The following is a 26,008-nucleotide window of genomic DNA, read 5'->3' on the forward strand; positions in this document are numbered from 1 at the left end:
TTTGCTACACTGCAACAAGAATAGTCTCACTGCATTGGGGAACTGAAATGGTTAAATTTACCTTGGGCGCGATACTCGCCTTGCTGTGCGTCTCGTTGCCGGCTGCCGCAGCCCATGCGGGAGAAAGCGCGCGCAAGCCCGCAGTGAAGAAAAGCAAGGCGGCACCGCGCCGCCAGACCATGGTGCTGGGAGCGATGGCGTCCGCCGTGCCGCGCGAGCGCACCGTGCGCCGCGTGATGGTGGTCGACGGCAAACGCAAGGTGGTGTACCAGAAGGTGACCAACGTCGGCGAAAGCCTGGCGCGGCCCACCATGGGCGACCTGGCCGGCCTGCACCTGACGCGCGATCCGCTGGACCTGAAGTCCAACGTGGCCTTCGTGCTGGACCAGGCCAATTCGGAAATCCTGTTCGAGAAGAATGCCGGCGTGGCGCTGCCCATCGCCTCCATCACCAAGATGATGACGGGGCTGGTGGTGGTGGAAGCCAACCAGGACATGGACGAAGTGCTCACCGTCACCGAGGAAGATGTCGACCACGCCAAATTCAGCAGCTCGCGCCTGAAAGTCGGTTCGCAGCTGACGCGCGCCAATATGCTGCACATCGCCCTGATGAGTTCGGAAAACCGCGCCGCCTCGGCGCTGGGCCGCCACTATCCGGGCGGCTTGCCCGCCTTCGTGGAAGCCATGAACGCCAAGGCGCAGGCGCTGGGCATGACCGATACGCACTATGTCGATTCCAGCGGCCTGTCGAAAATGAACGTGGCCAGCGCGCGCGACCTGGCCAAGCTGGCCATGGCGGCGTATCAGCATCCGGTGCTGCGTGAATATTCCACCGATGCGAAGGCCGTGGTGGAAGCGAATGGCCGTCCGATGCATTTCGGCACGACCAACCGCCTGATCGCCACGCCGGGCTGGGAGATCGGCCTGCAGAAGACCGGCTTTATCAACGAGGCCGGCCGCTGCATGCTGATGCAGGCCGTGATCCAGGGCCGCGCCGTGATCATGGTGCTGCTCGACGCCAAGGGTTCCGCTGCGCGCGCCGCCGATGCCGGCCGCATGCGCAAATGGCTGGAAGCGCTGAAACCGGCCGGCCTGTCGGCCGACGCGCTGGGCGGCGGCAGCCTCGGCGCCGCCGGCGGCGGCACGGTCAGCGGCGGCATGAGCCCCGCTGTCGCGGCCGACGTGAACGGCGGCGCCAGCCGCGCTTACTCGACCGGCATGTAACCCAGGGTTGCCGAGATCTGGTTGGCGGTGGTCACCAGGTCTTCCAGCCATTCCTCCTGCAGGCGGTCGGCCGGCGCCGAGATGGACAGGCCGGCGATCAGCTTGCCGCTGTCGTCGCGGATGCCGGCCGCCATGCAGCGCACGCCCAGTTCCAGTTCCTCATTGTCGCGCGCATAGCCGCGCGCACGCACCAGGCTCAGCTCGCGCTCCAGCTTGGCCAGATCCGTGATCGAGTTCTTGTTGTGCCCGGCCAGGCCGGTGCGCGTGGCGTAGGCGCGGATGGCTTTGGGCTCGTCCACCGACAGGAACAGCTTGCCGGTCGAGGTCAGGTGCAGCGGGCCGCGCCCCCCAATGGCGCGCACCACCTGCATGCCGGAACGCTCGGAAAAGGCACGGTCGATATAGACGATCTCGTCGCCCTGGCGCACGGACAGGTTGATGGTCTGCTGGGTTTTCTTGTGCAGCGAGCGCATGAAATCCAGCGCCGCTTCGCGCACGGACAGGCGGCTCTTCACCACATTGCCCAGCTCCAGCAGGCGCATGCCGAGGCGGTAGGTGCCCGGTTCAATGCGGTCCACGAAACGCGTGAGCACCATGTCGTTCAGGATGCGGTGCGCTGTGGATGGGTGCAGGCCGGACACCTTGGACAATTCCTTCAGGCTCACCGGGTCGGGATACTTGGCCAGTGCATCGAGCAGGGCAACCATGCGTTCGATCACCTGGATGGTGGTTTTTTGCTCCGGGACGGGTTCGATTTTCATGATGTGGTTGGTGCGGTGCAGTATTCGGTCTCTCCTTTATACCATGATGTGAAAAAAATGGGAATTCCGGCGCGCACTTCCCCTATGGGGAGGGCATAATGACGCAGCGTATCAATCCTGGACAGGCATATGGAACAACCGGTTAGCGAATTCAAAAGCAAGAGCGGCATCAAGCGGATCTTTTCGGCACTGTTGTATTCTTTCGACGGACTCAAGAGCGCGTGGCGCTCCGAGCATGCCTTCCGGCAGGAGCTGATGCTGTTCGCGGCCGGCACGGTGGTGGCGCTGCTGCTGCCGGTGTCGGCCTTCCAGAAGCTGGTCCTGGTGACGCCGCTGGTGCTGATGCTGATCGTGGAACTCATCAATTCGGCCATCGAGGCGGTGGTGGACCGCATCTCGCTGGAGCGCCATCCGCTGTCCAAGAACGCGAAGGACTTCGGCAGCGCCGCCGTGCTGCTGACCGGCCTGCTGGCAGCGCTGACCTGGGCGGTGGTGCTGGTGCAGCGCTTCTGGTAAGGCCTTATGCCTTTCGCGTATATAAAACTGCTAAAACCTTCGTTCTCATTTATATAAAGCAACGATAACCTACAGCTTCTGAGGTCCTAACTACAACGGGGTATTCTGATGCTGTCCAAAAAAATTATCGCTGCAACCATCTTCGCCGCCACCGCCGCATCCAGCTTCGCTGCCGAGTTCAGCCTGCTGAACGTCTCTTACGACCCCACCCGCGAGCTGTACGCGGACGTCAACACCGCCTTCGCCAAGGACTACAAGGCCAAGACCGGCGACACGGTCAAGATCAAGCAGTCGCACGGCGGCTCGGGCAAGCAGGGCCGCGCCGTGATCGACGGCCTGGAAGCGGACGTGGTGACCCTGGCGCTGGCCTATGACATCGACGCCATCGCCGAGCGCAGCCTGCTGAACAAGGACTGGCAGAAGCGCCTGGGCCACAACAGCACGCCGTACAGCTCCACCATCGTGTTCCTGGTGCGCAAGGGTAACCCCAAGGGCATCAAGGACTGGAACGACCTGGTCAAGCCGGGCGTGGCCGTCATCACCCCCAACCCGAAAACCTCGGGCGGCGCGCGCTGGAACCACCTGGCCGCCTACGGCTACGCGCTGCGCCAGCAGGGCGGCAGCGAGGCCAGCGCCAAGGAATTCCTGAAGAAACTGTACAAGAACGTGCCGGTGCTCGATTCCGGCGCGCGCGGCGCCACCACCACCTTTGTTGAACGCGGCATCGGCGACGTGCTGATCGCGTGGGAAAACGAAGCGCTGCTGGCGATCAAGGAATTGGGCCCGAACAAGGTGGAAATCGTGGCGCCATCGGTCAGCATCCTGGCGGAACCGCCGGTGGCCATCGTCGACAAGGTGGTGGACAAGCGCGGCACCCGCAAAGTGGCGGAGGCCTACCTGAACTTCCTGTACACCGATGAAGCGCAGGAACTGATCGCCAAGAACTACTACCGTCCGACCGTGGAGAAGGAAGCCAAGAAATACGCGGCCCAGTTCCCCAACGTGAAGCTGTTCACGCTGGCCCAGGTGGCGGGCGACTGGGGCAACGCGCAGAAGGTGCACTTCGCCGACGGCGGCGTGTTCGACCAGATCTACGCGCCCGGCGCGAAGTAAGAGGGCAGGGCCGTGGCCGGCTTGTTGTCGAGGTTCCGCGTGCTGGTCGCCCCCGGCCTGCACGGCAGCGGGCCGCAGCACTGGCAAAGCCGCTGGCAGCGCCTGTATCCGGCTTTCGAGCGGGTGGAGCAGGACCGCTGGGACCAGCCCGACCTGCCGGCCTGGTCGGCGCGGGTGAGCCGGTTGCGGCGGCAGGACAGCCGCCCCACGCTGATCGTGGCGCACAGTTTCGGCACCCTGGCCACGGTGCACAGCCTGGCGCGCGATCCCGCCGGCGTGGCCGGCGTGCTGCTGGTGGCGCCGGCCGATCCGGACAAGTTCGGCGTGGCCGCGCAGCTGCCCACCGAGCGCCTGCCGTGCCCGTCCATGGTGCTGGCCAGCAGCAACGACCCCTGGATGACGGCGCAGCACGCCGCGCTGTGGGCGCAGCGCTGGGGCAGCGAATACCTCAATCTCGGCGCGCTGGGGCATATCAACGCCGAGTCCGGCTTGGGCGACTGGCTGGCGGGCCAGCGCCTATTGCAAATACTGGCTGAACGGGCGCACAATGAGCAGACCGTCAATGTTTTTTAGCCAACCGTACAGCACAAGGAGATTTATATGACACTACGTCTGGGCGACACCGCCCCTGATTTCGAGCAGCAATCGTCGATCGGCCCGATCAAGTTCCACGAATGGGCGGGCAATTCCTGGGTGGTGCTGTTCTCGCACCCGGCCGACTTCACCCCGGTCTGCACCACCGAGCTGGGCCTGACCGCCAAGCTGAAGCCGGAATTCGACAAGCGCAACGTGAAAGCCATCGCCCTGTCGGTGGACCCGGTGGAGTCGCACACCGCCTGGATCAAGGACATCGAAGAAACGCAGAAAACCGTGGTGGGCTTCCCCATCATCGCCGACGCCGACAAGAAAGTAGCCACCCTGTACGACATGATCCACCCCGAGCAGTCCGCCACGGCCACCGTGCGCACCCTGTTCGTGATCGATCCCAACAAGAAGGTGCGCCTGTCCATCACCTACCCGATGAGCACCGGCCGCAACTTCGATGAAGTGCTGCGCGTGATCGACGCGCTGCAGCTGACCGACGGCTACACCGTGGCCACCCCCGGCAACTGGAAAGACGGCGACGACGTCATCATTCCACTGACCGTGCAAGACCCGGACGTGCTCAAGCAAAAGTACCCGAAAGGCTTCAAGGCCGAGCGTCCTTACCTGCGGGTAACACCTCAGCCCAACAAGTAATGCCTTGATGCGCCGCTGGGCGCATAAGCAAATAGAATTTTCGTTGTTTGGAATTCAGGCAAGTCTGTATACCCTTGCGTTTCTTAAGGGGAATCTATGGACTTGTCGTTTGTTGCTTCGGGTTTTGCTGTCGGCCTGCTGGTTGGCATGACGGGTGTCGGCGGCGGCTCGCTGATGACGCCCATCCTGACCCTGCTATTCGGCGTCTCCCCCTCGGTGGCCGTGGGCACCGACCTGGCCTTTGCGGCCGTCACCAAATCCGCCGGCACCTTCACCCACCGCCTGCGCGGCACCGTGCGCTGGGACATCGTGCGCCTGCTGTGCATGGGCGCGGTGCCTGCCGCCATGATCGCCGCCATCGGCCTCAAGCAGTTCGGCGCGCTCGACAAGGAAATCGGGCAGGTAATACGCTATTCCATCGCCGGCTCGGTCATGCTGACCGTGGTGGCCATCCTGTTCCGCAGCAAGATGCTGGCCTGGATCAACGCCCATCCCGAGCGCCAGCTGCAGGGCCGCGCGCTGGACGTGGCCACCGTGGTGTCCGGCTTCGTGCTGGGCACGCTGGTGACCGTGTCGTCCATCGGCGCCGGCGCCGTGGGCGCCACCTTGCTGGTGATGCTGTATCCGCGCCTGAAGCCGGCCGAAGTGGCCGGCACCGACATCGCCTATGCCGTGCCGCTGACCGCGGTCGCCGCCGTCGGCCACTGGTGGCTCGGTTCGATCAACTGGATGCTGCTGCTGACCTTGTTGGTCGGCTCGGTGCCGGGCATTACCATCGGCTCCTGGTTTGCGCGCGCCGTGCCGGAGCGCGTGCTGCGCGGCTTGCTGGCTGCCACCCTGACAGCGGTGGCAGCCAAGCTGCTTGCGTAGCCAGGCCACGTCAGTGAGCTCGGCAATGAGCTCGGCAATGAGCTCAGCACTGACAAAACCGCATCTAAGCAAATGACAATTGCATCGTTTGCTTCATAACTCCTCTATGCGATTATCCGGGCCTAAACTCGGAATTGTAATAAGAGGAGTATTCATGTCTGCAGTCGCCATCCCGGCCGCCCCGCCGGTGACGTTCAAGTCCAGGAGCGCCCCTTACCGGGTGATGCCGGGCTTCAAGCTGTCGCTGGGCTTTACGATCTTCTACCTGTCGCTGATCGTGCTGATCCCCCTGTCGGCGGTGTTCCTGAAAACCTTCACCATGACGTGGGACCAGTTCTGGACTGCGGTCACGTCCGAACGCGTGATGGCCTCCTACCGCCTGACTTTCGGCGCCTCGCTGATCGGCGCCCTGATCAACGCGGTGTTCGGCTTCATCGTGGCCTGGGTGCTGGTGCGCTACCAGTTCCCCGGCAAGCGCATCATCGACGCGCTGGTGGACTTGCCGTTTGCGCTGCCCACCGCGGTGGCCGGCATTACGCTGACTGCGCTGTATTCGTCCAACGGCTGGTTCGGCACCTTCCTGGAAGGTACACTGGGCCTGAAGGTGGCGTTCACGCCGCTGGGCGTGGTGGTGGCGCTCACCTTCATCGGCCTGCCCTTCGTGGTGCGTACCGTGCAGCCGGTGCTGGAAGACGCCGAACGCGAACTGGAAGAGGCCGCCGCCAGCCTGGGCGCCAGCGCCTTGCAGACCTTTGTGCGCGTGGTGTTTCCGACCGTGCTGCCTTCGCTGATGACCGGCTTCGCGCTGGCCTTTGCGCGCGCCACCGGCGAATACGGTTCGGTCATCTTCATCGCCGGCAACATGCCCATGGTGTCGGAAATCACGCCGCTGTTCATCATCACCAAGCTGGAGCAGTACGACTACGCGGGCGCCACGGCGATTGCCGTGGTGATGCTGCTGATCTCCTTCGTGCTGCTGCTGTCCATCAATCTGCTGCAAGCCTGGGCTCGCGGAAAGTCGGGGAAATAATGAGTGCACCTACCGCAACGCCAACCGCGCGGCGCCGTGGCGAACTGGCCTCGGCGCCGAACATCCTGGAACCGCTGTGGGTGCGCGGCGTCCTGATCGCCGTGGCGCTGACCTTTTTGACCCTGTTCCTGTTCGTGCCGCTGGTGGCCGTGTTTGCCGAAGCGCTGAAAAAGGGCTGGGACGTGTACGCCTCCGCCATCGTCGAGGATGACGCGATTTCCGCCATCAAGCTGACCCTGATCACGGCCGTCATCGCCGTACCGCTCAACCTGGTATTCGGCGTGGCCGCATCCTGGTGCATCGCCAAGTTCGAGTTCCGCGGCAAGAGTTTCCTGCTGACCCTGATCGACCTGCCGTTCTCGGTCTCGCCCGTCATCTCCGGCCTGATCTACGTGCTGCTGTTTGGCGCACAGGGCTGGTTCGGCCCCTGGCTGGCCGAGCACGACATCAAGATCCTGTTCGCCGTGCCGGGCATCGTGCTGGCCACCATCTTCGTCACCTTCCCCTTCGTGGCGCGCGAACTGATCCCGCTGATGCAGGCGCAGGGCAGCGAGGAAGAGGAGGCCGCCATCGTGCTGGGCGCGTCCGGCTGGCAGACCTTCTTCCGCGTGACCCTGCCCAACATCAAGTGGGGCCTGCTGTACGGCGTGATCCTGTGTAACGCCCGCGCCATGGGCGAGTTCGGCGCGGTGTCGGTGGTGTCCGGCCACATCCGCGGCGAGACCAACACGGTGCCGCTGCAGGTGGAGATCCTCTACAACGAATACAACTTCGCGGCCGCCTTTGCCGTGGCCTCGCTGCTGGCACTGCTGGCGCTGGTCACCCTGGCCCTGAAATCCTTTATTGCCTGGCGTCTGCATGAAGACTATGCAGGCCACACTTCGGAGCACTAAGCCATGACGATCGCAGTCAAGAACATCAACAAGCGTTTCGGCGAATTCACCGCCCTGAACAATGTGTCGCTGGATTTCCCCACCGGCGAACTGACCGCGCTGCTGGGCCCGTCCGGCTGCGGCAAGACCACGCTGCTGCGCTGCATCGCCGGCCTGGAACACCCGGACTCGGGCCAGGTGCTCCTGGACGGCAAGGACGCCTCTGACCGCCACGTGCGCGAGCGCCAGGTGGGCTTCGTGTTCCAGCACTACGCGCTGTTCAAGCACATGACCGTGTTCGAGAACGTGGCCTTCGGCCTGCGCGTGAAATCGCGCGCCGAGCGCCCGTCCGAAGCGCAGATCAAGAAGAAGGTCATGGAACTGCTGGGGCTGGTGCAGCTGGACTGGCTGGCCGACCGCTATCCGCCGCAATTGTCCGGCGGCCAACGCCAGCGTATCGCCCTGGCGCGCGCGCTGGCGGTGGAGCCGCGCGTGCTGCTGCTCGACGAGCCGTTCGGCGCGCTGGACGCCAAGGTGCGCAAGGAACTGCGCCGCTGGCTGCGCCGCCTGCACGACGAACTGCACGTGACCAGCATCTTCGTCACCCACGACCAGGAAGAAGCGCTGGAAGTGGCGGACCAGGTGGTGCTGATGAACAAGGGGAACGTCGAGCAGATCGGCGCGCCGGACCAGGTGTACAACCACCCCGCTTCGCCTTTCGTGTACGGCTTCCTGGGCAATGTGAACATGTTCCACGGGCGCGTGCACGAAGGCGTGATCACCACCGGCAGCGTGGCGCTGGACCTGCCCACGCACGGCGCAACGCAGGACAGCAAGGGCATCGCCTATGTGCGTCCGCACGAGCTGGAGGTGGACCGCTACACGCAGGGCGCGGAAGGCATCGTGGTCAAGCTGCGCCGCGCGCACGCCATCGGCCCGCTGGCCCAGCTGGACCTGGAGCGCGCCGACAACGCCGAGATGATCGAAGCGGTGATACCGAACGAGCGCTACAGCCATCTTGGCCTCAAGGAGGGCGAGACCCTGGTGGTGCGGCCCAAGCGCCTGCACGTGTTTGTCGATGAGGGAACTGCGATATGAACTTCCAGCAACTGCGTTCCATACGCGAAGCGGCGCGCCGCAACTACAACCTGACCGAAGTGGCCAACGCGCTGTTCACCTCGCAGCCCGGCGTGAGCCGCCAGATCCGCGAGCTGGAGGACGAGCTGGGCGTGGTCATCTTCGAGCGCAACGGCAAGCGCCTGACCGGCCTGACCGACCCCGGCAAGGGCATCCTGAAAATCATCGACCGCCTGCTGGTGGAGGCCGAGAACCTGCAGCAGGCCAGCCTGGAATACACGGGCCAGAACAGCGGTACGCTGACCATTGCCGCCACCCACACCCAGGCGCGCTACGCGCTGCCCAAAGTGGTGCAGAGCTTCCGCGCGGCCTTCCCGGAAGTGCGCATCGCCCTGCAGCAAAGCTCGCCGGAGCATATCGCGGAGTGGGTATTGTCGGGCAAGGCCGATATCGGCATCGCCACCGAGGGCCTGAGCCAGTTCCCGGACCTGGTGTCCTTCCCATGCTACCGCTGGAGCCATCTGATCGTGGTGCCGGACAACCACCCGCTGCTGGCGCGCACCAATATCCGCCTGGAAGACCTGGCCGAGTTCCCGCTGATTACCTACGACGTGGGCTTCACCGGCCGCGGCCACCTGGACGACGCCTTCGCGCGCGCCGGCGTGCGCCCGGACATCGTGCTCACGGCCATGGATTCGGACGTCATCAAGCAGTACGTGTCGCTGGGCCTGGGCGTAGGCATCGTGGCCTCCATGGCCTTCGACCACGGGCGCGACAAGGGCTTGCGCGCGGTGGAAGCGTCGCACCTGTTCGCGGCCAACACCACGCGCCTGGCGGTGCGGCGCGGCGCCTATCTGCGCACCTATGCGCAGGAATTCATCCTGCAGTTCGCGCCCGAGCTGCGCCGCAGCGATATCGAAGTAGCCCTTGCCGGGGCTGAAGCGGCGTAAGCCAGCATTGTTGTTGCGGCGGGAAAACAAGGCCAACTTTTTCCGCCGATCATTATCAAATAGACATATACTCGATCCAGCGTTCAGCTTCATTGCACCCCTTTTTGAAACATTGTTTTAAAGTTCAGGGAGCGTCAAATGAATATTGGAAACTGGAAGATACGCACGCGCCTGGCCGGCGGCCTGGGCTTGTCGCTGGTGTTCATGGTGGGCATGTCCATCGTCGGCATTGGCAACCTCGGCAAGCTGAACGACGGCACCGGCGACCTCGCGGCCGACAAGGTGCCCAAGGTGATCGAAGCCTATGAAGCGGTGGGCGCGGTCAACGACATCGCCCGCGCCATGCGCAACGCCATGCTTTCCACCGACGCGGACACCGTGCGCAAAGAACTCAAGCGCGTGGACGACAAGAAGGCCGAGATCGCCAGCCACCTCGACAAGCTGGCTGCACTGATCGCGGACGATGAAGATGCGGAAAGCAAGGCCAGGCTGAAAACCGTGCTGGACGCGCGCGAGCGCTACGAGGTGGTGCAGACGGCGTTTATCGCCAAGTCCGCCGACGCGGCCAAGCGCGACGAGAACGTGGTGTTCCTGCTGACCACGGTGCGCAAGGAACAGACGGCCTATCTCAATGCGTTGACCGAACTGGTCAAATACCAGACCGAAGCGGTGGCCAGGGCCAGCACGGAAGCCCATGCGGCCTACCTGGGCGCGCGCACCATGATGATCGCGCTGACCGTCATCGCATCCGCGCTGGCCGCGGCGGTGGTGTACTGGATCACGCGCAGCATCACGCATCCGCTGAACCGGGCGGTGGGCGTGGCCGAGGCGGTGGCCAGCGGCGACCTGACGCAGCGCATCGAGTGCGACACGGCCGACGAAACCGGGCAGCTGCTGCGGGCGCTGAAACACATGACCGAGAGCCTGGCGCGCACCGTGGGCCGGGTGCGCTCGGGCTCGGACACCATCTCCACCGCGTCCAGCGAGATCGCCAGCGGCAACCTGGACCTGTCGTCGCGCACCGAGCAGCAGGCATCCAGCCTGGAGGAGACCGCGTCCTCGATGGAGGAGCTGACGGCGACCGTCACCCAGAACGCCGAGAACGCGCGCCAGGCCACCACGCTGGTGGTGTCGGCCTCCGAGTTCGCCACCAAGGGCGGCAAGGTGGTGAGCGAGGTCGTCACCACCATGGGCGCCATCAAGGAGAGCTCGAACAAGATCGTGGACATTATCGGCGTGATCGACGGCATCGCGTTCCAGACCAATATCCTGGCGCTCAATGCGGCGGTGGAAGCGGCGCGCGCGGGCGAGCAGGGCAGGGGCTTCGCGGTGGTGGCCTCCGAGGTGCGCAACCTCGCGCAGCGCTCGGCGGCAGCGGCCAGGGAGATCAAGGCGCTGATCGGCGAGTCGGTGGAAACCGTGGACGCGGGCGCGCGGCTGGTGGACGAGGCGGGCACGACGATGGAGGGCATCGTCAAGGCGGTGCGGCAGGTGGCCGACATCATGACCGAGATCAGCGCGGCCAGCCAGGAGCAGAGTTCCGGCATCGCGCAGGTGAACCAGGCGATCGTGTCGATCGACGATGTGACGCAGCAGAATGCGGCGCTGGTGGAAGAAGCGGCGGCGGCCGCGCAGTCGATGCGCGACCAGGCCGAGATGCTGGCCGAAGCGGTCAGCGTGTTCCGGCTGGCGGGGCAGCAGCACGGCGCGCATCCGGCGCCGCCCAAGCGTATGGCGTTGGCGGCGTAGGCTTGCGGACGTTGACCGGGCGGCGCGCGGCGGGTTACGCCTTCGGCTAACCCGCCCTACTGGCCGAAGTCCGGCAATCGTAGGGCGGGTTAGACGCGCAGCGTCGTAACCCGCCGTGCATCACCAGCTATAGCCCGCCTTCGCGTAGTAATAGCGCCCATTGAAGCCGTTCGGCGCAAAGCCGCTGTACGGGTTGATGCCGTTGTTATTGAGGTTATTCAGCGACGTCACCTGGTCCGGATACTTGTCCGTCACGTTGTCGACACCGGCGCTCAGCCTCCAGCTTTTGCCCAGTTTCACGCTGCCCGACAGGTCCAGCACCCACTGCGGGCTATACACCTGGTCCTGCGCCGCCACGTTCTGCGGCACCGTTAAGCTGCCGTAGCGCGTGACCTGGCTGCGCGCGCTCCAGATGCCCGCCGTGTAATCGGCGGCCAGGCTCAGCTTGTCCTTGGGCGAACCCACCGTGGCGCGGTTCACGGTCTGGCGGTCGATCAGCAGCAGCTTGTCCCTCGTCAGCACCGCCGGATTGTCCGCCACCCGCACGATGTCGTTCTTGTTGTGGTTATACGCCAGCGTGAAGTCCACGCGGTCGCGGTTGGCCAGGTCCACGCGGTAGGTGCTCACCAGGTCCACGCCCTTGGTGCGGGTGTCCACCGCGTTGGTGAAGTAGCGTGCCGCGCCCACCGGCGCGCCCTGCGCTGCCAGCGTGGCCTTCAGCGTGTCCGGCAGGATCAGGTTGGCCGAGAACAGGATGCGGTCGTCGATGTCGATGCGGTACACGTCCACCGTGGTGCTGAAGTTGCGGAACGGCTGCAGCTGCAGGCCCAGGCTCAGGTTCTTGGCCTTCTCCGGCTTTAGCGGCTGCGCGCCCAGCGCCAGCGCGGCGGCGCTGTTGACTGCGAACGTGCCGGTTTCAATCGGCGTGTTGAAGCCGTTGATGATGGAGAAGTTGGTGGTGGTGATGGTGTAGTGCTGCTGCGCCAGCGACGGTGCGCGGAAACCGGAGGAGGCCGTGCCGCGCAGCGACACCGCGTCGCTGAAGGCGTAGCGCGCCGAGGCCTTGGCCGAGGTGGTGTTGCCGAAGTCGCTGTAGTTCTCGTGGCGTGCGGCCAGCGCGCCGGAGAACTGTTTGGTGAACGGCGCTTCCAGGTTTACGTAGATGGACTTGTTGTTGCGGCTGTTCTTGCCCGCATTGACGGGACGGAAGCCGCTGAAGCCCTGCGAGCCGCTGCCGCTGTAAGACGCGGCATCGCCCGCTTCGATCTCGTAGCTTTCGCGGCGTGCTTCCACGCCGGTGGCCAGCGTCAGTGGGCCGCTCAGGCCGGGCACGGCGAACTCGCGCGCCAGGTCGAAGTTGAACACCGACTGGGTGTTGGTCAGTTTGCCGAGGTGGAAGCTGGTCGGGCTCTTGTCCTTCAGGTCCTGGTTGACGGTGTTGTGGATGTTCAGGTCGAAGCGGTTGCTGCCGTAGTCCAGGCTGGCGTCCCAGCGCCATGCGCCGGCCGCGCCGCGCAGGCCGGCCGTGAGCGATTCGTCGATGGAGGTGCTGTCCTGCAGCGGCAGGAAGCCTTCCGGGAACAGGGGGCTGCGCAGCGCGCCGCCGTTCAGCGCGGTGCGCCAGGTGGCGGCGGCCTCCGTCTTGCGCTGGCCGAAATTGCCGAAGGCGTAGAAGTCGATGTCGTCGTTCACGTGCAGCTGGCTGTTGAAGAACAGATTGCGCGGCTTGGTGTCCGGGTCGCCGTAGCGCTGGTTCACCTGGCCGTAGCGCGGCTCGGCCTTGTTGCGCAGGTCGGGGCCGGCGCGGTTGGTCGGATCGCGGTCGGCCGCTTCCGCCGCCAGGCGCAGCCAGCCGCCGTTGCCCAGGTCGAAGCCGGCCGAGGCCTTGAGCGTGATGCTCTGGCCATCGCCTTCCTGGTATTCGCCGTAGCCGATTTCCGCCTCGCCGCCCTTGGCGCCTTTTTTCAGGATGATGTTGATGACGCCGGCAATCGCGTCCGAGCCGTACTGCGCCGCTGCGCCGTCGCGCAGCACTTCGATGCGGTCGATGACGGCGATGGGGATGGCGTTCAAGTCCACCGGCGCGGAGCCGCGGCCCAGGGTGCCGTTCACGTTGACCACCGCCGAGGCGTGGCGGCGCTTGCCGTTCACCAGGACCAGCACCTGGTCCGGCGACAGGCCGCGCAGCTGCGCGGGGCGCACGGCGTCGCTGGCGTCGGCCCCGGACGGGCGCGGGAAGTTCACCGAGGGCAGCACGCGGCCCAGCACGGTGGCCAGCTCGGTGGAGCCGGAGGCCTGCAGCTCGCGCGCGCCGATGATGTCGACCGGCGATTCGGAGTCGGCGGTGCGGCGGTTCCTGGCGTAGGTGCCGGTCACCAGCACGGATGGCACGTCGGCCTCGGGCGCGGACTGTACGCCCTGCGTGCTTTGCGCCGCAGCGGGCAGGCCGAGCGTGGCGATCAGGCTGAAGACCAGCGCTGCGCGGCCGGGGTGGGTTTGCGTGTGGCGGAAGCTCATGAAGGACTCTCTTGCATGTATAAAGCAAGGAGCTTAAAGAGGCGTTGCCAAATGTGGAAGGAATCCTTCCTGCTAAGCTTATGCCAGCCAGCTATATGCCGGCCAGCTATATGCCGGCCAGCTATATGCCGGCGCCCCGTTATGCGGGGCGCATAGCAACGGCTACTGGCCGGGATTCGGCAGCCGCGCGTGGATGGCGTCGATCTGCGCCACCACTTCCGGCGCGAGCACGGTGCCCAGCGCGTCGGTGTTTTCCTTCAGCTGCGCCAGGGTGGTGGCGCCGATGATTGTGGAGGCCACGAACCAGCGCGTATAGCACCAGGCCAGCGCCATCTGCGCCGGCGTCATGCCATGCGCGCGCGCCAGCGCGGCGTACTGCGCCACCGCTTCCAGCACGGCCGGGCGCAGATAGCGCGGGCTCCAGCTGGGCGGGAAGATGGTCAGGCGGCCGTGCGCTTTCGGGTTGTCCAAGTACTTGGCGCTCAACTGGCCGAACGCCAGCGGGCTATATGCCAGCAGGCTTACTTGCTCGCGGTAGCAGGTTTCGGTGAGCAGGCTGGTTTCGTAGTGGCGCGCCGTCAGGTTGTACAGGTTCTGGATGGTGGCGATGCGCGGCAAGCCCTTCATCTCGGCCTGCTTGATGAACTCGTTCACGCCCCAGCACGATTCGTTCGATACGCCGATGTGGCGGATCTTGCCTTCCCGCTGCAGCTCGCCCAGTGCGGCCAGCGTGTCTTCAACCGCCACGCAGGCGCGTTCGCTGGCCGGGTCGAACACGGACGCGCCGAAGATCGGCACGTTGCGGCTGGGCCAGTGCAATTGGTATAAATCGATATAGTCCGTTTGCAGGCGCTGCAGGCTGGTGTCCACGGCCGCGCGGATGTTGGCCGCGTCCAGGTTGTTGCGGCCGCCGCGCACCCAGTGCAGGTTCGGGTTGGGGCCGGCTACCTTGGTGGCCAGCACCACGTCCGCGCGCCTGCCGCTTTTCTTCAGCCAGCTGCCGATGTGGCGCTCGGTGGCACCCTGGGTTTCGGCGCGCGGCATCACCGGGTACATCTCGGCGGTGTCGATGAAGTTGATGCCGCGTTCCAGCGCGTAGTCCAGCTGGCTGTGCGCATCGGCTTCGGTGTTCTGCTCGCCGAAGGTCATGGTGCCGAGACAGATCCGGCTGACTTTCAGGTCGGTGGTGCCGAGCGTGGTGTAGTCCATGGCTGCTCCCTCAGTTGCGGCGCACGGCGTCGGCGCAGTCGCGCACCAGCGCCGGGCCGGCGTAAATCAGGCCGCTGTACAGCTGCACCAGCTGCGCGCCCGCGTCCATTTTCACCTTGGCGTCCGCGCCGCGCATGATGCCGCCTACGCCGATGATCGGCAGCGCGTCGCCCAGTTCGGCTTTCAGCAGGCGGATCACCTGGTTCGACAGTTCGAACACCGGCGCGCCGGACAGGCCGCCCGCTTCGGCGCCGTGCTGCATGCCTTCCACGGCAGTGCGGCTCAGGGTGGTGTTGGTGGCGATCACGCCGTCGATCTTGTGGCGCAGCAGCGCGTCGGCGATGTTCTTCACCTGGTCGCCGTCCATGTCCGGCGCGATCTTCAGGGCCAGCGGCACGTAGCGCTTGTGCTGGTCGGCCAGGCGCTGCTGGGCCTCCTTCAGCTGGGCCAGCAGGCCGTCCAGCTCCGAGCCGCCCTGCAGCTGGCGCAGGTTCTTGGTGTTGGGCGAGGAAATGTTGACCGTCACGTAGCTGGCGTATGGGTAGACCTTCTGCAGGCAGTGCAGGTAGTCGTCGGCGGCGCGCTCGATCGGCGTGTCGGCGTTCTTGCCGATGTTCAGGCCCAGCACGCCTTCCTTGTTCTGGTAGAAGCGCGAGGACTGCACATTGGCCACGAAGGCGTCCACGCCACCGTTGTTGAAGCCCATGCGGTTGATGATGCCGTGCGCGGCCGGCAGGCGGAACATGCGTGGCTTGGGGTTGCCCGGCTGCGCGCGCGGCGTGACGGTGCCCACTTCGATGGAGCCGAAGCCCAGGTCCGCCAGCGCGTCGATGAAGGCGCCGTCCTTGTCCAGGCCGGCCGCCAGGCCCACCGGGTTCTTGAACAGGATGCCCATCACGGTGCGCGGGTCCGGCCTGGGCGCGCGCACGAAGGCGCGGGTCAGGCCCAGTCTGGAGGCTTTCTTGAGCGCCGGCAGCGTGAAGTGGTGGGCGGCTTCCGCGTCCATGGAAAACAGCATGGGGCGGGCGAGGGAATACAGGAATTTGTCGGACATGGCGGGGGCTGGCTAAAAAAGTAGCCCGTATTCTACCGCGCCATGACACTCCACTGTCCCTTGACCCTGGCCTCCAGCGGCTGGAAGTTGATCTTGTAGGACATTTTGGGACTGTCCGCGATCCAGTAGCCGAGGTAGACGTAGGGCAGGCCCAGCTCCTGCGCCTGGGTGATCTGCCACACGATGTTGTAGGTGCCGTAGGAAGCGCCTTCCACGTCCGGGTCGAAGAAGGTGTAGACCGAGGACAGGCCGTCCGACAGCACGTCGATGATGCTGACCATGCGCAGCGTGCCGTCCGGCTCGCGGAACTCCACCAGGCGCGTGTTGACGCGGCTTTGCAGCAGGAACTGGGCATACTGGTCGCGGCTGTCCTGGTCCATGCCGCCGCCGGCGTGGCGCGTGCTCTGGTAGCGCAGGTAGAGGTCGTAGTGCTCGTCCGAGAAGGACAGCGTGGCCACGCCCGCAGTCAGGTTGCTGTGGCGGTTCCAGGCGCGGCGCTGGCCGCGCGTGGGCTGGAACTCTCCCGCCACCACGCGCACCGGCACGCAGGCCTGGCAGCCGTCGCAATACGGGCGGTAGGTGAAGATGCCGCTGCGGCGGAAGCCGTTGCGCACCAGTTCGGAATACACGTCGGCATTGATGAGGTGCGAGGGCGTGGCCACCTGCGAGCGGGCCTGGCGTTCATCCAGGTAGCTGCAAGGGTAGGGCGCTGTCGTGTAGAACTGCAGCGTTGCGAATGGCAGATCGTTCAGGTGCGTCATGCGCTTCCCAGGGCAGAAAATGGTGTCCGTGTGCTGGTGTCCATGGACATATCATAGCGCACAAACCGGCGAACTCTGCACCCTAATCGGATGCGTGCGGGTATGGCTGCAACGGAGTCCAGTCGGCGATGGCGGGCAGCCCGATGCTGGCGCGTAGGTGCTGCAGGAATTGCGCGCGCGGGATGGGGGCGGCGCCCAGCGAGGCCAGGTGGCCGGTCTCCTGCTGGCAGTCCACCATGGCCACGCCGTTGTGTTTCAAAAAATGCACCAGGTAGGCCAGCGCAATCTTGGAGCCGTCCGTGACGCGGGCGAACATGGATTCGCCGTAGAACATACGGCCGATGCACACGCCGTAGGCGCCGCCCACCAGCTCGCCGTCCAGCCACAGCTCGGACGAGTGGGCGTAGCCCAGCCGGTGCAGGCCGGTGTAGCCGGCGATGATGTCGTCCGAGATCCAGGTGCCGGGACCGTCGCGGCGCGGTGCGGCGCAGGCCCGCATCACGTCCTCGAAGGCGGTGTCGAAGCGCACCTGCCAGCGGCCGGCGGGGTCGGCCGCGCTGCGCTGCACTTTCTTGATGGCTTTCTTCAGGCTGTCCGAGACGCGGAAGCGTTCCGTCATGAGCACCATGCGCGGGTCGGTGCTCCACCACAGGATGGGCTGGCCTTCCGAGAACCAGGGGAAGATGCCGCGCTGGTAGGCGGCCAGCAAGCGGGCCGGCGAGAGGTCGGCGCCGGCGGCCAGCAGGCCGGGCGCGTCCGTGGTCAGCGCCTGGGAGACGTCGGGGAAGGGTGTATGGGCATCCAGCCAGGGGATCATACGTCGCTGCGCATGGGTTTCGTGATGTCCTGGGTGTGGAAGCCGTAGCCGCCGCCGCTGGCGCGCATGCGGGCGCGGTCGGCGAAGAACAGTTCCAGCGTGCTGCGGATGGTGGGGAAGGCCAGGTCGTCCCAGGGGATCTGGGCTTCCGTGAACATTTGCACGTCCAGGCTTTCCTCGCCGGGTGCGAAGTCGAGGTCGCGCAGGGTGGCCAGGTAGAACATGTGTACCTGGTGCACGCGCGCCACGTTCATCAGGCTGAACAGGGGGCCCAGCTCGATGTTGGCGCCGGCTTCCTCGATGGTTTCGCGCATTGCGGCTTCGGCGGTGGTTTCGTTGTTTTCCATGAAACCGGCGGGCAGCGTCCAGTAGCCGTAGCGCGGTTCGATGGCGCGCTTGCACAGCAGCACCTGCAGCTGGCCGTCACGCTCCCACACGGGAATGGAGCCCAATACCATCTTGGGATTCTGATAATGGATTGCGGTGCACTGGGTACAGACGTAGCGCGGGCGGTTGTCGCCGGCAGGGATGGTCAGCTCGACCGGGTTGGCACATTCGGAACAGAATTTCATGGGAGGCGGTTCTAGTCAGCGTTTTCTAGGCAGCGTTTTTCGTCACAGTAGCGCTTACTTTACACCGATTGCGGGCGCTGCGCGTAGCGCGAGCGCAAGCTATGCCGGGCTTCCGAAGGATAAATCGCCTCTATCATCGATGATTTTGGGATTGATATTGCCTAAAGTCTGGAGTTGCCCTATAATACGTTCATACAGACGCGGGGTGGAGCAGTCTGGCAGCTCGTCGGGCTCATAACCCGAAGGTCACAGGTTCAAATCCTGTCCCCGCAACCAGATACAGAAAGCCGCTGGATTCGAAAGAGTCCAGCGGCTTTTCCGTTTCCGCGCCTATTTTTTCAGGAAGATTATTGCGTAAAGCATGATCAGGTTGAAAATCACGCCACCTACCGTCATGAAGACACCTGGCCGTATGGCCAGCTTGCGTCTGTTTTCCTGGCTTTCCATGTATTCAGCAAACCATTTGATCATGACTTTCTCCAACACCGCTTACCCGGCGAGGTAGTGGGTGAAAGAATAACTGGTAGCCGTTATCACTGAGACTGCAATTGATTAGCACCACGGGCGCCAAGGCGCCTTCGTCGTCCGTGCGGGAAGTCAATGTGGCATCTGTCGTGCTGACCGTGACGAGTACGGCGGATGCAACAAAAGTAGCGGCACGCAGATGTTCAGCAGAAACCAGCTCAGGAATTTGATGAGTTCCATGATTTCGCCTCGCGGGGATGGTGCGAGCATCGCCGGCATAGCCGCTGCTGGCATTGGCGTGCGTCAAGCGGCGGGCGGGGCGGCGAGGGCGGTGCGCAGGTAGGCGAGCAGGGCGGGCGTGATCCAGGTGCCGGACAGCAGGATGGGGTGGGCTTCGTGGGCGCGGCGCAGTTTCTCGCGGGTGGCGGGATCGGCGCCGGCGTGGCGCTGGAACAGGGCCAGCCATTGCCGCGCCAGTTCCTGCGTGCGGCTATCGTGCGGCGCAGCGCCTGCGGCCATCTGCTGCTGGACTGCGGCGATCAGGGTGAGCCACGCGTCCGTTTGCGTGCCGCTGTGCGCGCGCATGTGGGCCAACTCGGCCTCGTCAAGGTATTCCGCGTAGAGGGTCAGCTTGAAGGCGCTGAAGGCTTGCGCCACGTAGTGCTGCATGGCGGGGCTGATGCCGCTGTGTGCGCGGGCAGCCGGCCTGTCGGCCAGCATGGCGTTCAGGCGGCGCGCGAAGTCCGGATTTGCGGCGGTGCCGCGCTCCAGCATGGACATCCATTGCCGCGCCAGCGTTTGCGCCGCTTCGCTGTCGGCTTGCGCGCCTTGCGCCATCAACGCATGCACGGCTGCCACCAGCGCCGCCCACTCGCGCTGCGCCGCGCTGCCCGCCAGCGGCAGCGCCGCCAGCTCTTCCTTGCTGAAGTACTGCTCGTAGCCGGCCATGCGTTCCAGCGCGGCCAGCCAGTCGGCCAGACCGGGCTGTTCGCCGCCCGCCAGCTGCTGCTGGAGCTGCGCCAGCTGGCCGCGCAGCACGGCCGCTTGCGCGATCTGGCGGTCCAGCGCGGCGATCTGGCGCGCCACCAGGTCCGCCAGCGGCGGCTCCGGCTGCGCAAGGAAGGCGGCGATGCGTGCCAGCGGCATGCCAAAGCGGCGCAACGCCTGGATCTGGTGCAGGCGCGCCACGTCGGCGGCGTTGTACAGGCGGTAGCCGGATTCGGCGCGCGCGGACGGCTTGAGCAGGCCCAGGCTGTCGTAGTGGTGCAGCGCGCGCACCGTCAGGCCGGCGCGCCTGGCCAGCTCGCCGACCCGTATCACGGCGCAGCCTGCGCGGCGCCCATCGTAGCGCCCACCGTGGCACGGATGATGCCGGTGCTGCCGGCCAGGCGCAGGCCGTCGCTGCGGCCGGACAGGTAGCGCTGCGTCAGTTCGCCGCGCCCGAAATGCTCCACCCGGCCGTAGCCCAGCGCTAGCAACTGCGCTTCCAGTTCGGCCGGATCGAAATTGCTCTTCCACGGCTCGCCGCCTTTGGCCAGGCTGGCCGATATCGCTTCCATTGCCGCACGCTCGGCCGGCTCCAGCAGGCGCGGCGCAATGACGAAATCGAACACCACGCTGCTGCCCGGCGCGCAGGCGGCGATGAAGGCCAGCGTGTGCGCCACGTCTTCCGGGCTCAGGTAGAGCGTGACGCCCAGCCAGGTGAAGCAGGCCGGCGCGGCGCGGTCGAAGCCGGCCTGGGCGAGGCCGTCCGCCAGCGAGGTGGTGCTGAAGTCCACGGCTGCGTAGCGCAGCGCATCCGGAACGGCAATGCCGGCGGCGGCCAGGCGCTCGCGCTTCCATTGCTGCGTGGCCGGCAGATCCACTTCAAATACGCGCGCCTGTGGCGGCAAGCTGCCGCGGTAGGCCGAGGTGTCCAGCCCCGCGCCGAGGATCACGTGCTGCATGACGCCGCGCTGCTGCGCCGCCTGCCAGGTATCCTCGGCCAGCCGGCTGCGGATCACCAGGATGGTGCGCAGGGCCGTGGTGAGGCCATCGCGGAAACGCTCGGGGTGGCCGCGCACTTCGGCCTCCCGCTCGGGGCCGATGATGCGCAAGGCCAGCGGGTCGTCCAGTATCAGCGGCGCGTCCAGCAGCTGGTGCGCGGCGCGCAAAACGGCGACCATCATGGCACTGGGCTTGGGGCTATCGCTTGGCATGTCTTTCCTTTCGTGGTGATGAGAAGGATAGCCTAAAGCCTCGCCTTGCGTGAGGGTCAAGCACGGCCGCGCGGCTTTCCATTATGATGTCGGCTATGCAACGCCTACTCCTCTTCCTGCTCGCTTGCGTGGCCTGCTCGGCGCTGCGGGCGGACGGCCGCGCGGGCCCGCACACGCCGCCGTCCCCGTCCGCCCATCCCGCGCTCGCGCAGCTGCCCGCGCGCATGCTGTGGGCGTGGGAGCGCCCGGAAGATTTGCGCTGGCTGCCGGCCGATACCGGCGTGGCTTACGTGGCGTCCACCATGGTGCTGCGCGGCGAAGAGGCGCTGGTCCATCCGCGCGCCGCGCCGCTGCTGCTGCCCGAAGGCGCCGCGCTGGTGCCGGTGCTGCACGTGGACGCGTCGTGGCGCCTGCCTCCCGCGCTGAACGCGCAGCAGTCCGCCCGCATCGTGCAGGAACTGCTGCGCGTGGCGCAGCGCGGCAACCGCAACGTGGTGCAGCTCGACTTCGAAGTGCGGCGCTCGCAGCGTCCCTTCCTGGCGCAGACCATGGCAGAGATCCGCCGCCGGCTGGACCCGCGCATCGCGCTGTCCGTGACGGCGCTGGCCTCCTGGTGCCTGGACGACGCCTGGCTGCCGGCCGGCGTGGCCGACGAGGTGGTGCCGATGGCATTCCGCATGGGCCCCGGCCAGGACGCGCTGCGCCAGCGCCTGCAGCGGCACGGCTTTACCCAACCGCTATGCCGCGCCGCCGCGGGCTACGCGAGCGACGAACCGGCGCTGCGCAGCGTGGCTGCACGCGGCTATTATTTTTCTCCCCGTCCGTGGACCGCCGCCAGCTGGCGGGCCATGCAACCCGGCCTTCATTCAGCCGACAATTACTCTTCCCATCCATGAAACGATTCCGCATCCTCCCATCCCTCGTTGCCGTTGCGCTGTTCGCGGCACTGCCGCAGGCCGCGCTGTCGAGCGGCGGCGACGGCTACGGCAGCAACCGCTTCGCATCCGAATACCAGGTGGCCGCCGGCGTGTTGCCCCAGTTCGCGGGCGGCAACCTGGGCGTGCTGCCCGGGACCTACTGGCGCGTCTATCACTATCTGGCGTACCAGGCGTCCAAAGGCCGCGCGCTCACGCCGCAGCAGCTCGCGGCGCTGGAGCTGGACCGCTGGCACGTGGGCAAGGGCAGCGACTGGGACTACAGCTACGAGGCAGAGAAGAACGGCTCCGGCGCCTGGCTCCAGGCGCGCGCGGGGTACGCAAAACAGTGGGGCCTGGCGGACGTTAAGCTGGACGTGATGGGCGACGTGGACCACGCCAGCTACGTCAACTGCCATGCCGACGCGTTCAGGCAGGCCGCGCTGACGATGAAGGCGCGCGCGCAGCTCGGCGCGGGCGGCAAGGCGGACCAATGGCACAAGGCCTGGCTGCAGGGGCAGGACGCGGTATTCGCCAACTGCGCGGAACCGCCTTACCAGTACGGCTCCCCGCAGCCGAAGCGCGTGCCGCAGCTGCCGCCGCCCGTGCCGGCGAACGCGCCGGACTGGCTGAAGGCAGACCAGGCCTACCAGACCGCCGCCGCGCTGTTCTACGCGCGCAGTTTCGACGCGGCGCGCAAGCAGTTCCAGGCCGTGGCGCAGGATGCCAAGTCGCCATGGCGCACGCTGGGCGGTTACCTGGCCGCGCGCAGCCTGATACGCAGCGCCACCCTGGAGCAGGACGGCAAGGCGCCGGACCGCGACGCCAGGCTGGCGCTGGCGCGCAAGGAGCTGGAGGCGCTGGCGCCGTCTTATGCGCCGGCCAGGCAGATGATCTCGCTGGTGGACGCGCGCCTCGATCCGGTGGGCCGCATCGCCGTGCTGGCGCGCCGGCTGGACCAGGAGCCGTTCAATGCGGAGACGCCGCGCCTGCTGAGCGATTACCTGGTGTTGCTGGACAAGCAGCCGCGCAGCGCCATGGTGGCTGCGCAGGAGCCGCTCACGGCGTGGATAGGCAGCATGCAGGCCGAGGCGCCGCTGGACCTGGACGCGGACCCGAACAGCGAGGACGTGCAGCGCGCGCGCCTGCAGGCGCTGGCCAAGCTGCGCCAGGACTGGCTCAAGCAGAAGGACGGCGGCGCGCTCTGGCTGGCGCCCCTGGTGACGCTGGCGCACGCCGGTGAATTGAGCGAGGCTGAGCGCAAGGCCGCCGCCGCGGTGCCGGCGGGCCATCCGCTGTACCTGACGGTGCAGTACAACCTGGCGCGGCTGGCGGTGGCGGAGAAGCGCGCCGCGCAGGCCGACAAGGATATCGACCGCCTGATGGCCAGCCACGGCAAGGCCATGTCGGTGGCCACCGCCAACCGCTACCTGGCGCTGAAGATGCTGACGGCGCCCACGCTGGACGAGTTCCTGAAGGCGGCCCCGCGCAAGCCGGACATGGTGGAAGTCGGCGAGCCGATCGACAGCAAGCCGGCGCAAGCCGAGACGGACGAAGACTTCCGCCGCACCGTGTTCCGTTACCTGCCGCTGGGCGAACTGAAAACGCTGCTGGCCCATCCGCGCCTGCCTGCCGCGATGAAGGCGCCGCTGGAGGAAACCGTCATGGCGCGCGCGCTGATCCTGGGCGACGAGGCGACCGCGCTGGCGCTGCTGGACCGCGTGGCCGCCAGCCGCAAGACCACCGAACACCTGTACGCGCGCTACCGCAAGGCCGCCAGCGGCGCAGAACGCAAGCTGGCCGGCGCACTGATCCTGGTGAACACGCCGGAACTCAATCCCGCCGTCATCGACGGGCAAGGCCGCACGCGCTACTGGGGCTGCCGCAGCGAAGGGATAGAACCGGCCGATGCGCAGCCGGCGCAGCCGCCGCGCTACCTGGGCCCGGAGCAGCTGGCGCAGGCGGCCAGGGAGCAGCAGCAGCTGCTCAAGCTCCCGTTGCGCACGGAGTTCATCGCGCCCACCTTGCTCTCATGGGCGAAGCAGAAGCCGAACGACGAGGAGGCGCCCAAGGCGCTGCATTTCTTCGTGGCGTCCACGCGCATGGAATGCCCTTACGGCACCGACAAGGAAGAGAAGGAGCAGCCGCGCGCGCAGTATTCGAAGGAAGCCTTCAACTTGCTGCACAAGCTGTACCCGAACAGCAAGTGGGCCAGGCAGACCAAGTACTTCTTCTAGTCTTCCGCGCGCGGATGCAGGCTGGCCCAGAGGTGGGCCGCCGCCATGGTGCGGTGCGGCGCGTAGCGCTGGAGGATTTGCTCGGTGCGCGGCATGTCCGGCTTGCTGTCTTCGCCGAGCAGGATTTGCAGCGCGGCGCGGATGGCCACGTCGCCGTGCAGCGAGCAGTCCGGGTAGCCGTAGCCGCGCAGCAGGCCGTAGTTGACGGTCCACGGGCCGATGCCTTTCACCGCCAGCAGCGCCTTGCCGATGTCCTCGATGCTGTTGGCGGGGCCGGGGACCAGATCGAGTTCGCCGCAGGCCACCAGTGCGGCGAAGCGCAGCAGGGTTTCCGCCTTGGCGCGCGAGAACTTGCGGCTGGTGAGGTCTTCCACCTGCAGGCGCGCGGCGCTGGCCGCGTCCGGGTAGCACCACAGGCCGCTGCTGTGCTGCGTGCCGGCCTGCAGGATGAAGGTGCGGCGCAGCGAGATGGCGAAGGGCAGGTTGATCTGCTGGCCGATGATGGCCCACGTGAGCGCTTCGAATACGGTGGCCGACTGCACGATGCGCAGGCCGGGCTGGCGGCGCGACAGCTCGCCCAGCAGCGCGTCGTTGGCGGCGAAGTCGAGGAAGGGTTGCGGATCGATGCGCAGCCCGAGCACGTTCAGCACGGCGTCGTCGGCTTGCGCGGCGATCGCGGACGGCAGGCCGCCGGCAGCGCCAGGCAGGTCGGCGTGCACGCTGTACTCGGCCGCGCCGGGGGACAAGGCGATATCGAGCACCAGCGGCACGCCATCCATCACCACGCCCTTGCGCAGCCGCTCCGGGCTGATTTGTTCGGCCACGCTTTCCGCGTCGCGGCTGTGGAAGGCGAGCACGTCGTGCAGGCGGTAGCCCGGCGGCAGCGGAAGGCGGTGCGTCATGCGGAGGCGGACTTGCGCAGCCAGCTGAAGTTCGGCTTGAAGCCCGTCACCAGCGCGGTGCCGACGATGACGATGGCCGAGCCGGCGATGGTGTACCAGCCCACCACTTCGTTGAGGAACACGGTGCCGAGCAGGATGCCGAATAGGGGGCTGAGGAAGGTGACGGTCAGCGCCGAGGTCGGGCCGACGTCGCGTATCAGGCGGTAGTACAGCAGATAGGCCACGCCGCTGCACAGCACCCCCAGCGCGAGGGCGGCGCCCATGATGCCCACGGTGGGCTCGCCCGGCTGCGGGAAGAAGGCCAGCGACGGCAGCACCAGCAGCGAGGCGGCCCACATGCTGCCGTGCGCGTTGGCGAACGGCTCCACGGCCTTGGCCGACTTGGCGTAGGTGCTGGCGATACCGTAGTTGAAGGCGGCGAACAGCGCGGCGGCAATGGCGATGCCGGCGCCTTCGCGCGAGCTGGCGTGGTCGAAGCCGACCAGCAGCGCCACGCCGCCGGTGCCCATGACCAGGCCCAGCATGACGCGCGCGGACACCATCTGGCGCTGCCACACGGCGCCGATGACGGCGCCCCAGATCGGCGCGGTGGCGTTGAGCACCGCCATCACGGAGGCCGACAGGGTGCGCGCGGCGTAGGCGTACAGCAGGAAGGGCAGGGCGGAGTTGAAGAAGCCCAGGACCAGGTAGTGCTTCCAGTTCTGGCGCAGGTCCAGCGGCTTTTTCATCAGCAGCGCCACGGCCAGCAGGAACAGCGAAGCGAACACCACGCGGTATTCGATCAGCACCGCCGGCCCCAGCACCGGTGCGGCGATGCGCATGAAGAGGAAGGAGCCGCCCCAGATGGCGGCAAGCAGGATAAGGCGCAACAGGTTGGCAGTGCTCATGGAGGGCTCGGTCTAAAGGGTGGTCAGGCGGCGCCATTGTGCGGCCGGCGCCGGGTAGGCACCAGCCGGTTCTTG

At 66.4% G+C, this 26,008-nt stretch carries 25 protein-coding genes and 1 tRNA gene; 14 read left to right on the forward strand and 12 right to left on the reverse strand.

Annotation, left to right across the window (positions count from 1 at the left end; translation table 11 throughout):
* Positions 1-47 precede the first annotated feature (47 nt).
* Complete coding sequence (locus ASC94_RS09885) at positions 48-1,223, forward strand: serine hydrolase (protein ID WP_082616379.1); 1,176 nt, start codon at positions 48-50, stop codon at positions 1,221-1,223.
* On the opposite strand, the gene ASC94_RS09890 is transcribed toward ASC94_RS09885, so the two are convergent.
* Complete coding sequence (locus tag ASC94_RS09890) at positions 1,205-1,984, reverse strand: IclR family transcriptional regulator (protein ID WP_056393830.1); 780 nt, start codon at positions 1,982-1,984, stop codon at positions 1,205-1,207. The two genes, ASC94_RS09885 and ASC94_RS09890, sit on opposite strands and share 19 nt — an antisense overlap.
* Positions 1,985-2,113: 129 nt before the next feature.
* On the opposite strand from ASC94_RS09890, the gene ASC94_RS09895 reads away from it, so the two are divergent.
* From ASC94_RS09895 to ASC94_RS09940, 10 genes are all read left to right on the forward strand, one after another.
* The gene (locus tag ASC94_RS09895; RefSeq protein ID WP_056393831.1) at positions 2,114-2,500 is read left to right on the forward strand and encodes a diacylglycerol kinase; all 387 of its coding nucleotides are present in this window, start codon (positions 2,114-2,116) and stop codon (positions 2,498-2,500) included.
* Between the two features lie 108 nt (positions 2,501-2,608).
* Positions 2,609-3,613 (forward strand): sulfate ABC transporter substrate-binding protein, encoded by a 1,005-nt coding sequence (locus ASC94_RS09900; RefSeq protein ID WP_056393832.1) that lies wholly within the window; start codon positions 2,609-2,611, stop codon positions 3,611-3,613.
* A gap of 12 nt (positions 3,614-3,625) precedes the next feature.
* Complete coding sequence (locus ASC94_RS09905; RefSeq protein ID WP_056393833.1) at positions 3,626-4,186, forward strand: alpha/beta hydrolase; 561 nt, start codon at positions 3,626-3,628, stop codon at positions 4,184-4,186.
* Between the two features lie 27 nt (positions 4,187-4,213).
* The gene (locus ASC94_RS09910; protein ID WP_056393834.1) at positions 4,214-4,852 is read left to right on the forward strand and encodes a peroxiredoxin; all 639 of its coding nucleotides are present in this window, start codon (positions 4,214-4,216) and stop codon (positions 4,850-4,852) included.
* A 96-nt stretch (positions 4,853-4,948) separates the two neighbouring features.
* Entirely contained in the window at positions 4,949-5,722 is a 774-nt protein-coding gene (locus ASC94_RS09915) for a sulfite exporter TauE/SafE family protein (protein ID WP_056393836.1), read from the forward strand.
* A 223-nt stretch (positions 5,723-5,945) separates the two neighbouring features.
* Positions 5,946-6,752 (forward strand): sulfate ABC transporter permease subunit CysT, encoded by an 807-nt coding sequence (gene cysT / locus ASC94_RS09920; protein ID WP_056393838.1) that lies wholly within the window; start codon positions 5,946-5,948, stop codon positions 6,750-6,752.
* Complete coding sequence (cysW, locus tag ASC94_RS09925) at positions 6,752-7,645, forward strand: sulfate ABC transporter permease subunit CysW (RefSeq protein ID WP_056393839.1); 894 nt, start codon at positions 6,752-6,754, stop codon at positions 7,643-7,645. The genes cysT and cysW overlap by 1 nt, the downstream gene beginning before the upstream one ends.
* Positions 7,646-7,648: 3 nt before the next feature.
* Positions 7,649-8,722 carry a sulfate/molybdate ABC transporter ATP-binding protein gene (locus ASC94_RS09930; protein WP_056393841.1) on the forward strand — a complete coding sequence of 358 codons (1,074 nt, stop codon included), beginning with the start codon at positions 7,649-7,651 and terminating at the stop codon, positions 8,720-8,722.
* Positions 8,719-9,651: a CysB family HTH-type transcriptional regulator gene (locus ASC94_RS09935; protein WP_056393843.1), complete on the forward strand. Its 933-nt coding sequence runs from the start codon at positions 8,719-8,721 to the stop codon at positions 9,649-9,651. The genes ASC94_RS09930 and ASC94_RS09935 overlap by 4 nt, the downstream gene beginning before the upstream one ends.
* Positions 9,652-9,789: 138 nt before the next feature.
* Positions 9,790-11,400, forward strand: a complete 1,611-nt coding sequence (locus ASC94_RS09940; protein ID WP_056393845.1) for a methyl-accepting chemotaxis protein — start codon at positions 9,790-9,792, stop codon at positions 11,398-11,400.
* A gap of 120 nt (positions 11,401-11,520) precedes the next feature.
* Here the strand turns inward: ASC94_RS09940 and ASC94_RS09945 are convergent, their stop codons facing one another.
* The 6 genes from ASC94_RS09945 to ASC94_RS09970 form a co-directional block, all read right to left on the reverse strand.
* The gene (locus ASC94_RS09945; RefSeq protein WP_056393846.1) at positions 11,521-13,917 is read right to left on the reverse strand and encodes a TonB-dependent siderophore receptor; all 2,397 of its coding nucleotides are present in this window, start codon (positions 13,915-13,917) and stop codon (positions 11,521-11,523) included.
* A gap of 162 nt (positions 13,918-14,079) precedes the next feature.
* Positions 14,080-15,126 (reverse strand): aldo/keto reductase, encoded by a 1,047-nt coding sequence (locus ASC94_RS09950; protein WP_056393848.1) that lies wholly within the window; start codon positions 15,124-15,126, stop codon positions 14,080-14,082.
* A gap of 10 nt (positions 15,127-15,136) precedes the next feature.
* The gene (locus ASC94_RS09955; RefSeq protein ID WP_056393849.1) at positions 15,137-16,180 is read right to left on the reverse strand and encodes a quinone-dependent dihydroorotate dehydrogenase; all 1,044 of its coding nucleotides are present in this window, start codon (positions 16,178-16,180) and stop codon (positions 15,137-15,139) included.
* Between the two features lie 32 nt (positions 16,181-16,212).
* Positions 16,213-16,941 carry an arginyltransferase gene (locus ASC94_RS09960; RefSeq protein ID WP_056393850.1) on the reverse strand — a complete coding sequence of 243 codons (729 nt, stop codon included), beginning with the start codon at positions 16,939-16,941 and terminating at the stop codon, positions 16,213-16,215.
* An 82-nt stretch (positions 16,942-17,023) separates the two neighbouring features.
* Positions 17,024-17,758, reverse strand: coding sequence for a leucyl/phenylalanyl-tRNA--protein transferase (gene aat / locus ASC94_RS09965; RefSeq protein WP_056393851.1), 735 nt, complete (start codon positions 17,756-17,758; stop codon positions 17,024-17,026).
* Entirely contained in the window at positions 17,755-18,330 is a 576-nt protein-coding gene (locus tag ASC94_RS09970; protein ID WP_056393852.1) for an NUDIX hydrolase, read from the reverse strand. Before ASC94_RS09970 ends, aat begins: the two co-directional genes overlap by 4 nt.
* 199 nt (positions 18,331-18,529) lie before the next feature.
* Between ASC94_RS09970 and ASC94_RS09975 the strand changes: the two genes are divergently transcribed.
* Positions 18,530-18,606 (forward strand) — tRNA-Met (locus ASC94_RS09975).
* A 54-nt stretch (positions 18,607-18,660) separates the two neighbouring features.
* On the opposite strand, the gene ASC94_RS32445 is transcribed toward ASC94_RS09975, so the two are convergent.
* The 3 genes from ASC94_RS32445 to ASC94_RS09985 form a co-directional block, all read right to left on the reverse strand.
* Positions 18,661-18,801, reverse strand: coding sequence for a hypothetical protein (locus ASC94_RS32445; RefSeq protein WP_157201373.1), 141 nt, complete (start codon positions 18,799-18,801; stop codon positions 18,661-18,663).
* A gap of 297 nt (positions 18,802-19,098) precedes the next feature.
* Entirely contained in the window at positions 19,099-20,115 is a 1,017-nt protein-coding gene (locus ASC94_RS09980; protein WP_056393853.1) for a MerR family transcriptional regulator, read from the reverse strand.
* Complete coding sequence (locus ASC94_RS09985; RefSeq protein WP_056393854.1) at positions 20,112-20,993, reverse strand: class I SAM-dependent methyltransferase; 882 nt, start codon at positions 20,991-20,993, stop codon at positions 20,112-20,114. Before ASC94_RS09985 ends, ASC94_RS09980 begins: the two co-directional genes overlap by 4 nt.
* A 95-nt stretch (positions 20,994-21,088) precedes the next feature.
* Here ASC94_RS09985 and ASC94_RS09990 point away from each other — a divergent pair, with 95 nt between their 5' ends.
* Entirely contained in the window at positions 21,089-21,889 is an 801-nt protein-coding gene (locus tag ASC94_RS09990; RefSeq protein ID WP_157201374.1) for a hypothetical protein, read from the forward strand.
* The gene (locus ASC94_RS09995) at positions 21,886-24,144 is read left to right on the forward strand and encodes a hypothetical protein (RefSeq protein WP_056393858.1); all 2,259 of its coding nucleotides are present in this window, start codon (positions 21,886-21,888) and stop codon (positions 24,142-24,144) included. Before ASC94_RS09990 ends, ASC94_RS09995 begins: the two co-directional genes overlap by 4 nt.
* Here ASC94_RS09995 and ASC94_RS10000 read toward each other — a convergent pair.
* Positions 24,141-25,046 carry a DNA-3-methyladenine glycosylase 2 gene (locus ASC94_RS10000; protein ID WP_056393860.1) on the reverse strand — a complete coding sequence of 302 codons (906 nt, stop codon included), beginning with the start codon at positions 25,044-25,046 and terminating at the stop codon, positions 24,141-24,143. The two genes, ASC94_RS09995 and ASC94_RS10000, sit on opposite strands and share 4 nt — an antisense overlap.
* Entirely contained in the window at positions 25,043-25,933 is an 891-nt protein-coding gene (locus ASC94_RS10005) for a DMT family transporter (RefSeq protein ID WP_056393863.1), read from the reverse strand. The genes ASC94_RS10000 and ASC94_RS10005 overlap by 4 nt, the downstream gene beginning before the upstream one ends.
* Between the last annotated feature and the right edge of the window lie 75 nt (positions 25,934-26,008).

Origin of the sequence: Massilia sp. Root418 (assembly GCF_001425265.1) — a bacterium.
GTDB lineage: Bacteria > Pseudomonadota > Gammaproteobacteria > Burkholderiales > Burkholderiaceae_D > Rugamonas.

What these genes read in the sequence shown, in the direction of transcription:
- ASC94_RS09910 (WP_056393834.1), top strand. Translation starts at nt 4,214, where the DNA reads ATGACACTACGTCTGGGCGACACCGCCCCTGATTTCGAGCAGCAATCG.
- ASC94_RS09995 (WP_056393858.1), top strand. Translation starts at nt 21,886, where the DNA reads ATGAAACGATTCCGCATCCTCCCATCCCTCGTTGCCGTTGCGCTGTTC.
- ASC94_RS09935 (WP_056393843.1), top strand. Translation starts at nt 8,719, where the DNA reads ATGAACTTCCAGCAACTGCGTTCCATACGCGAAGCGGCGCGCCGCAAC.
- ASC94_RS10005 (WP_056393863.1), bottom strand. Translation starts at nt 25,933, where the DNA reads ATGAGCACTGCCAACCTGTTGCGCCTTATCCTGCTTGCCGCCATCTGG.
- ASC94_RS09900 (WP_056393832.1), top strand. Translation starts at nt 2,609, where the DNA reads ATGCTGTCCAAAAAAATTATCGCTGCAACCATCTTCGCCGCCACCGCC.
- ASC94_RS09930 (WP_056393841.1), top strand. Translation starts at nt 7,649, where the DNA reads ATGACGATCGCAGTCAAGAACATCAACAAGCGTTTCGGCGAATTCACC.
- ASC94_RS09895 (WP_056393831.1), top strand. Translation starts at nt 2,114, where the DNA reads ATGGAACAACCGGTTAGCGAATTCAAAAGCAAGAGCGGCATCAAGCGG.
- cysT (WP_056393838.1), top strand. Translation starts at nt 5,946, where the DNA reads ATGCCGGGCTTCAAGCTGTCGCTGGGCTTTACGATCTTCTACCTGTCG.
- ASC94_RS09915 (WP_056393836.1), top strand. Translation starts at nt 4,949, where the DNA reads ATGGACTTGTCGTTTGTTGCTTCGGGTTTTGCTGTCGGCCTGCTGGTT.
- ASC94_RS09955 (WP_056393849.1), bottom strand. Translation starts at nt 16,180, where the DNA reads ATGTCCGACAAATTCCTGTATTCCCTCGCCCGCCCCATGCTGTTTTCC.
- ASC94_RS09990 (WP_157201374.1), top strand. Translation starts at nt 21,089, where the DNA reads ATGCAACGCCTACTCCTCTTCCTGCTCGCTTGCGTGGCCTGCTCGGCG.
- aat (WP_056393851.1), bottom strand. Translation starts at nt 17,758, where the DNA reads ATGATCCCCTGGCTGGATGCCCATACACCCTTCCCCGACGTCTCCCAG.
- ASC94_RS09985 (WP_056393854.1), bottom strand. Translation starts at nt 20,993, where the DNA reads ATGCCAAGCGATAGCCCCAAGCCCAGTGCCATGATGGTCGCCGTTTTG.
- ASC94_RS09945 (WP_056393846.1), bottom strand. Translation starts at nt 13,917, where the DNA reads ATGAGCTTCCGCCACACGCAAACCCACCCCGGCCGCGCAGCGCTGGTC.
- ASC94_RS09960 (WP_056393850.1), bottom strand. Translation starts at nt 16,941, where the DNA reads ATGACGCACCTGAACGATCTGCCATTCGCAACGCTGCAGTTCTACACG.
- ASC94_RS09940 (WP_056393845.1), top strand. Translation starts at nt 9,790, where the DNA reads ATGAATATTGGAAACTGGAAGATACGCACGCGCCTGGCCGGCGGCCTG.
- ASC94_RS09885 (WP_082616379.1), top strand. Translation starts at nt 48, where the DNA reads ATGGTTAAATTTACCTTGGGCGCGATACTCGCCTTGCTGTGCGTCTCG.
- ASC94_RS09970 (WP_056393852.1), bottom strand. Translation starts at nt 18,330, where the DNA reads ATGAAATTCTGTTCCGAATGTGCCAACCCGGTCGAGCTGACCATCCCT.
- ASC94_RS09890 (WP_056393830.1), bottom strand. Translation starts at nt 1,984, where the DNA reads ATGAAAATCGAACCCGTCCCGGAGCAAAAAACCACCATCCAGGTGATC.
- ASC94_RS09950 (WP_056393848.1), bottom strand. Translation starts at nt 15,126, where the DNA reads ATGGACTACACCACGCTCGGCACCACCGACCTGAAAGTCAGCCGGATC.
- cysW (WP_056393839.1), top strand. Translation starts at nt 6,752, where the DNA reads ATGAGTGCACCTACCGCAACGCCAACCGCGCGGCGCCGTGGCGAACTG.
- ASC94_RS32445 (WP_157201373.1), bottom strand. Translation starts at nt 18,801, where the DNA reads ATGATCAAATGGTTTGCTGAATACATGGAAAGCCAGGAAAACAGACGC.
- ASC94_RS10000 (WP_056393860.1), bottom strand. Translation starts at nt 25,046, where the DNA reads ATGACGCACCGCCTTCCGCTGCCGCCGGGCTACCGCCTGCACGACGTG.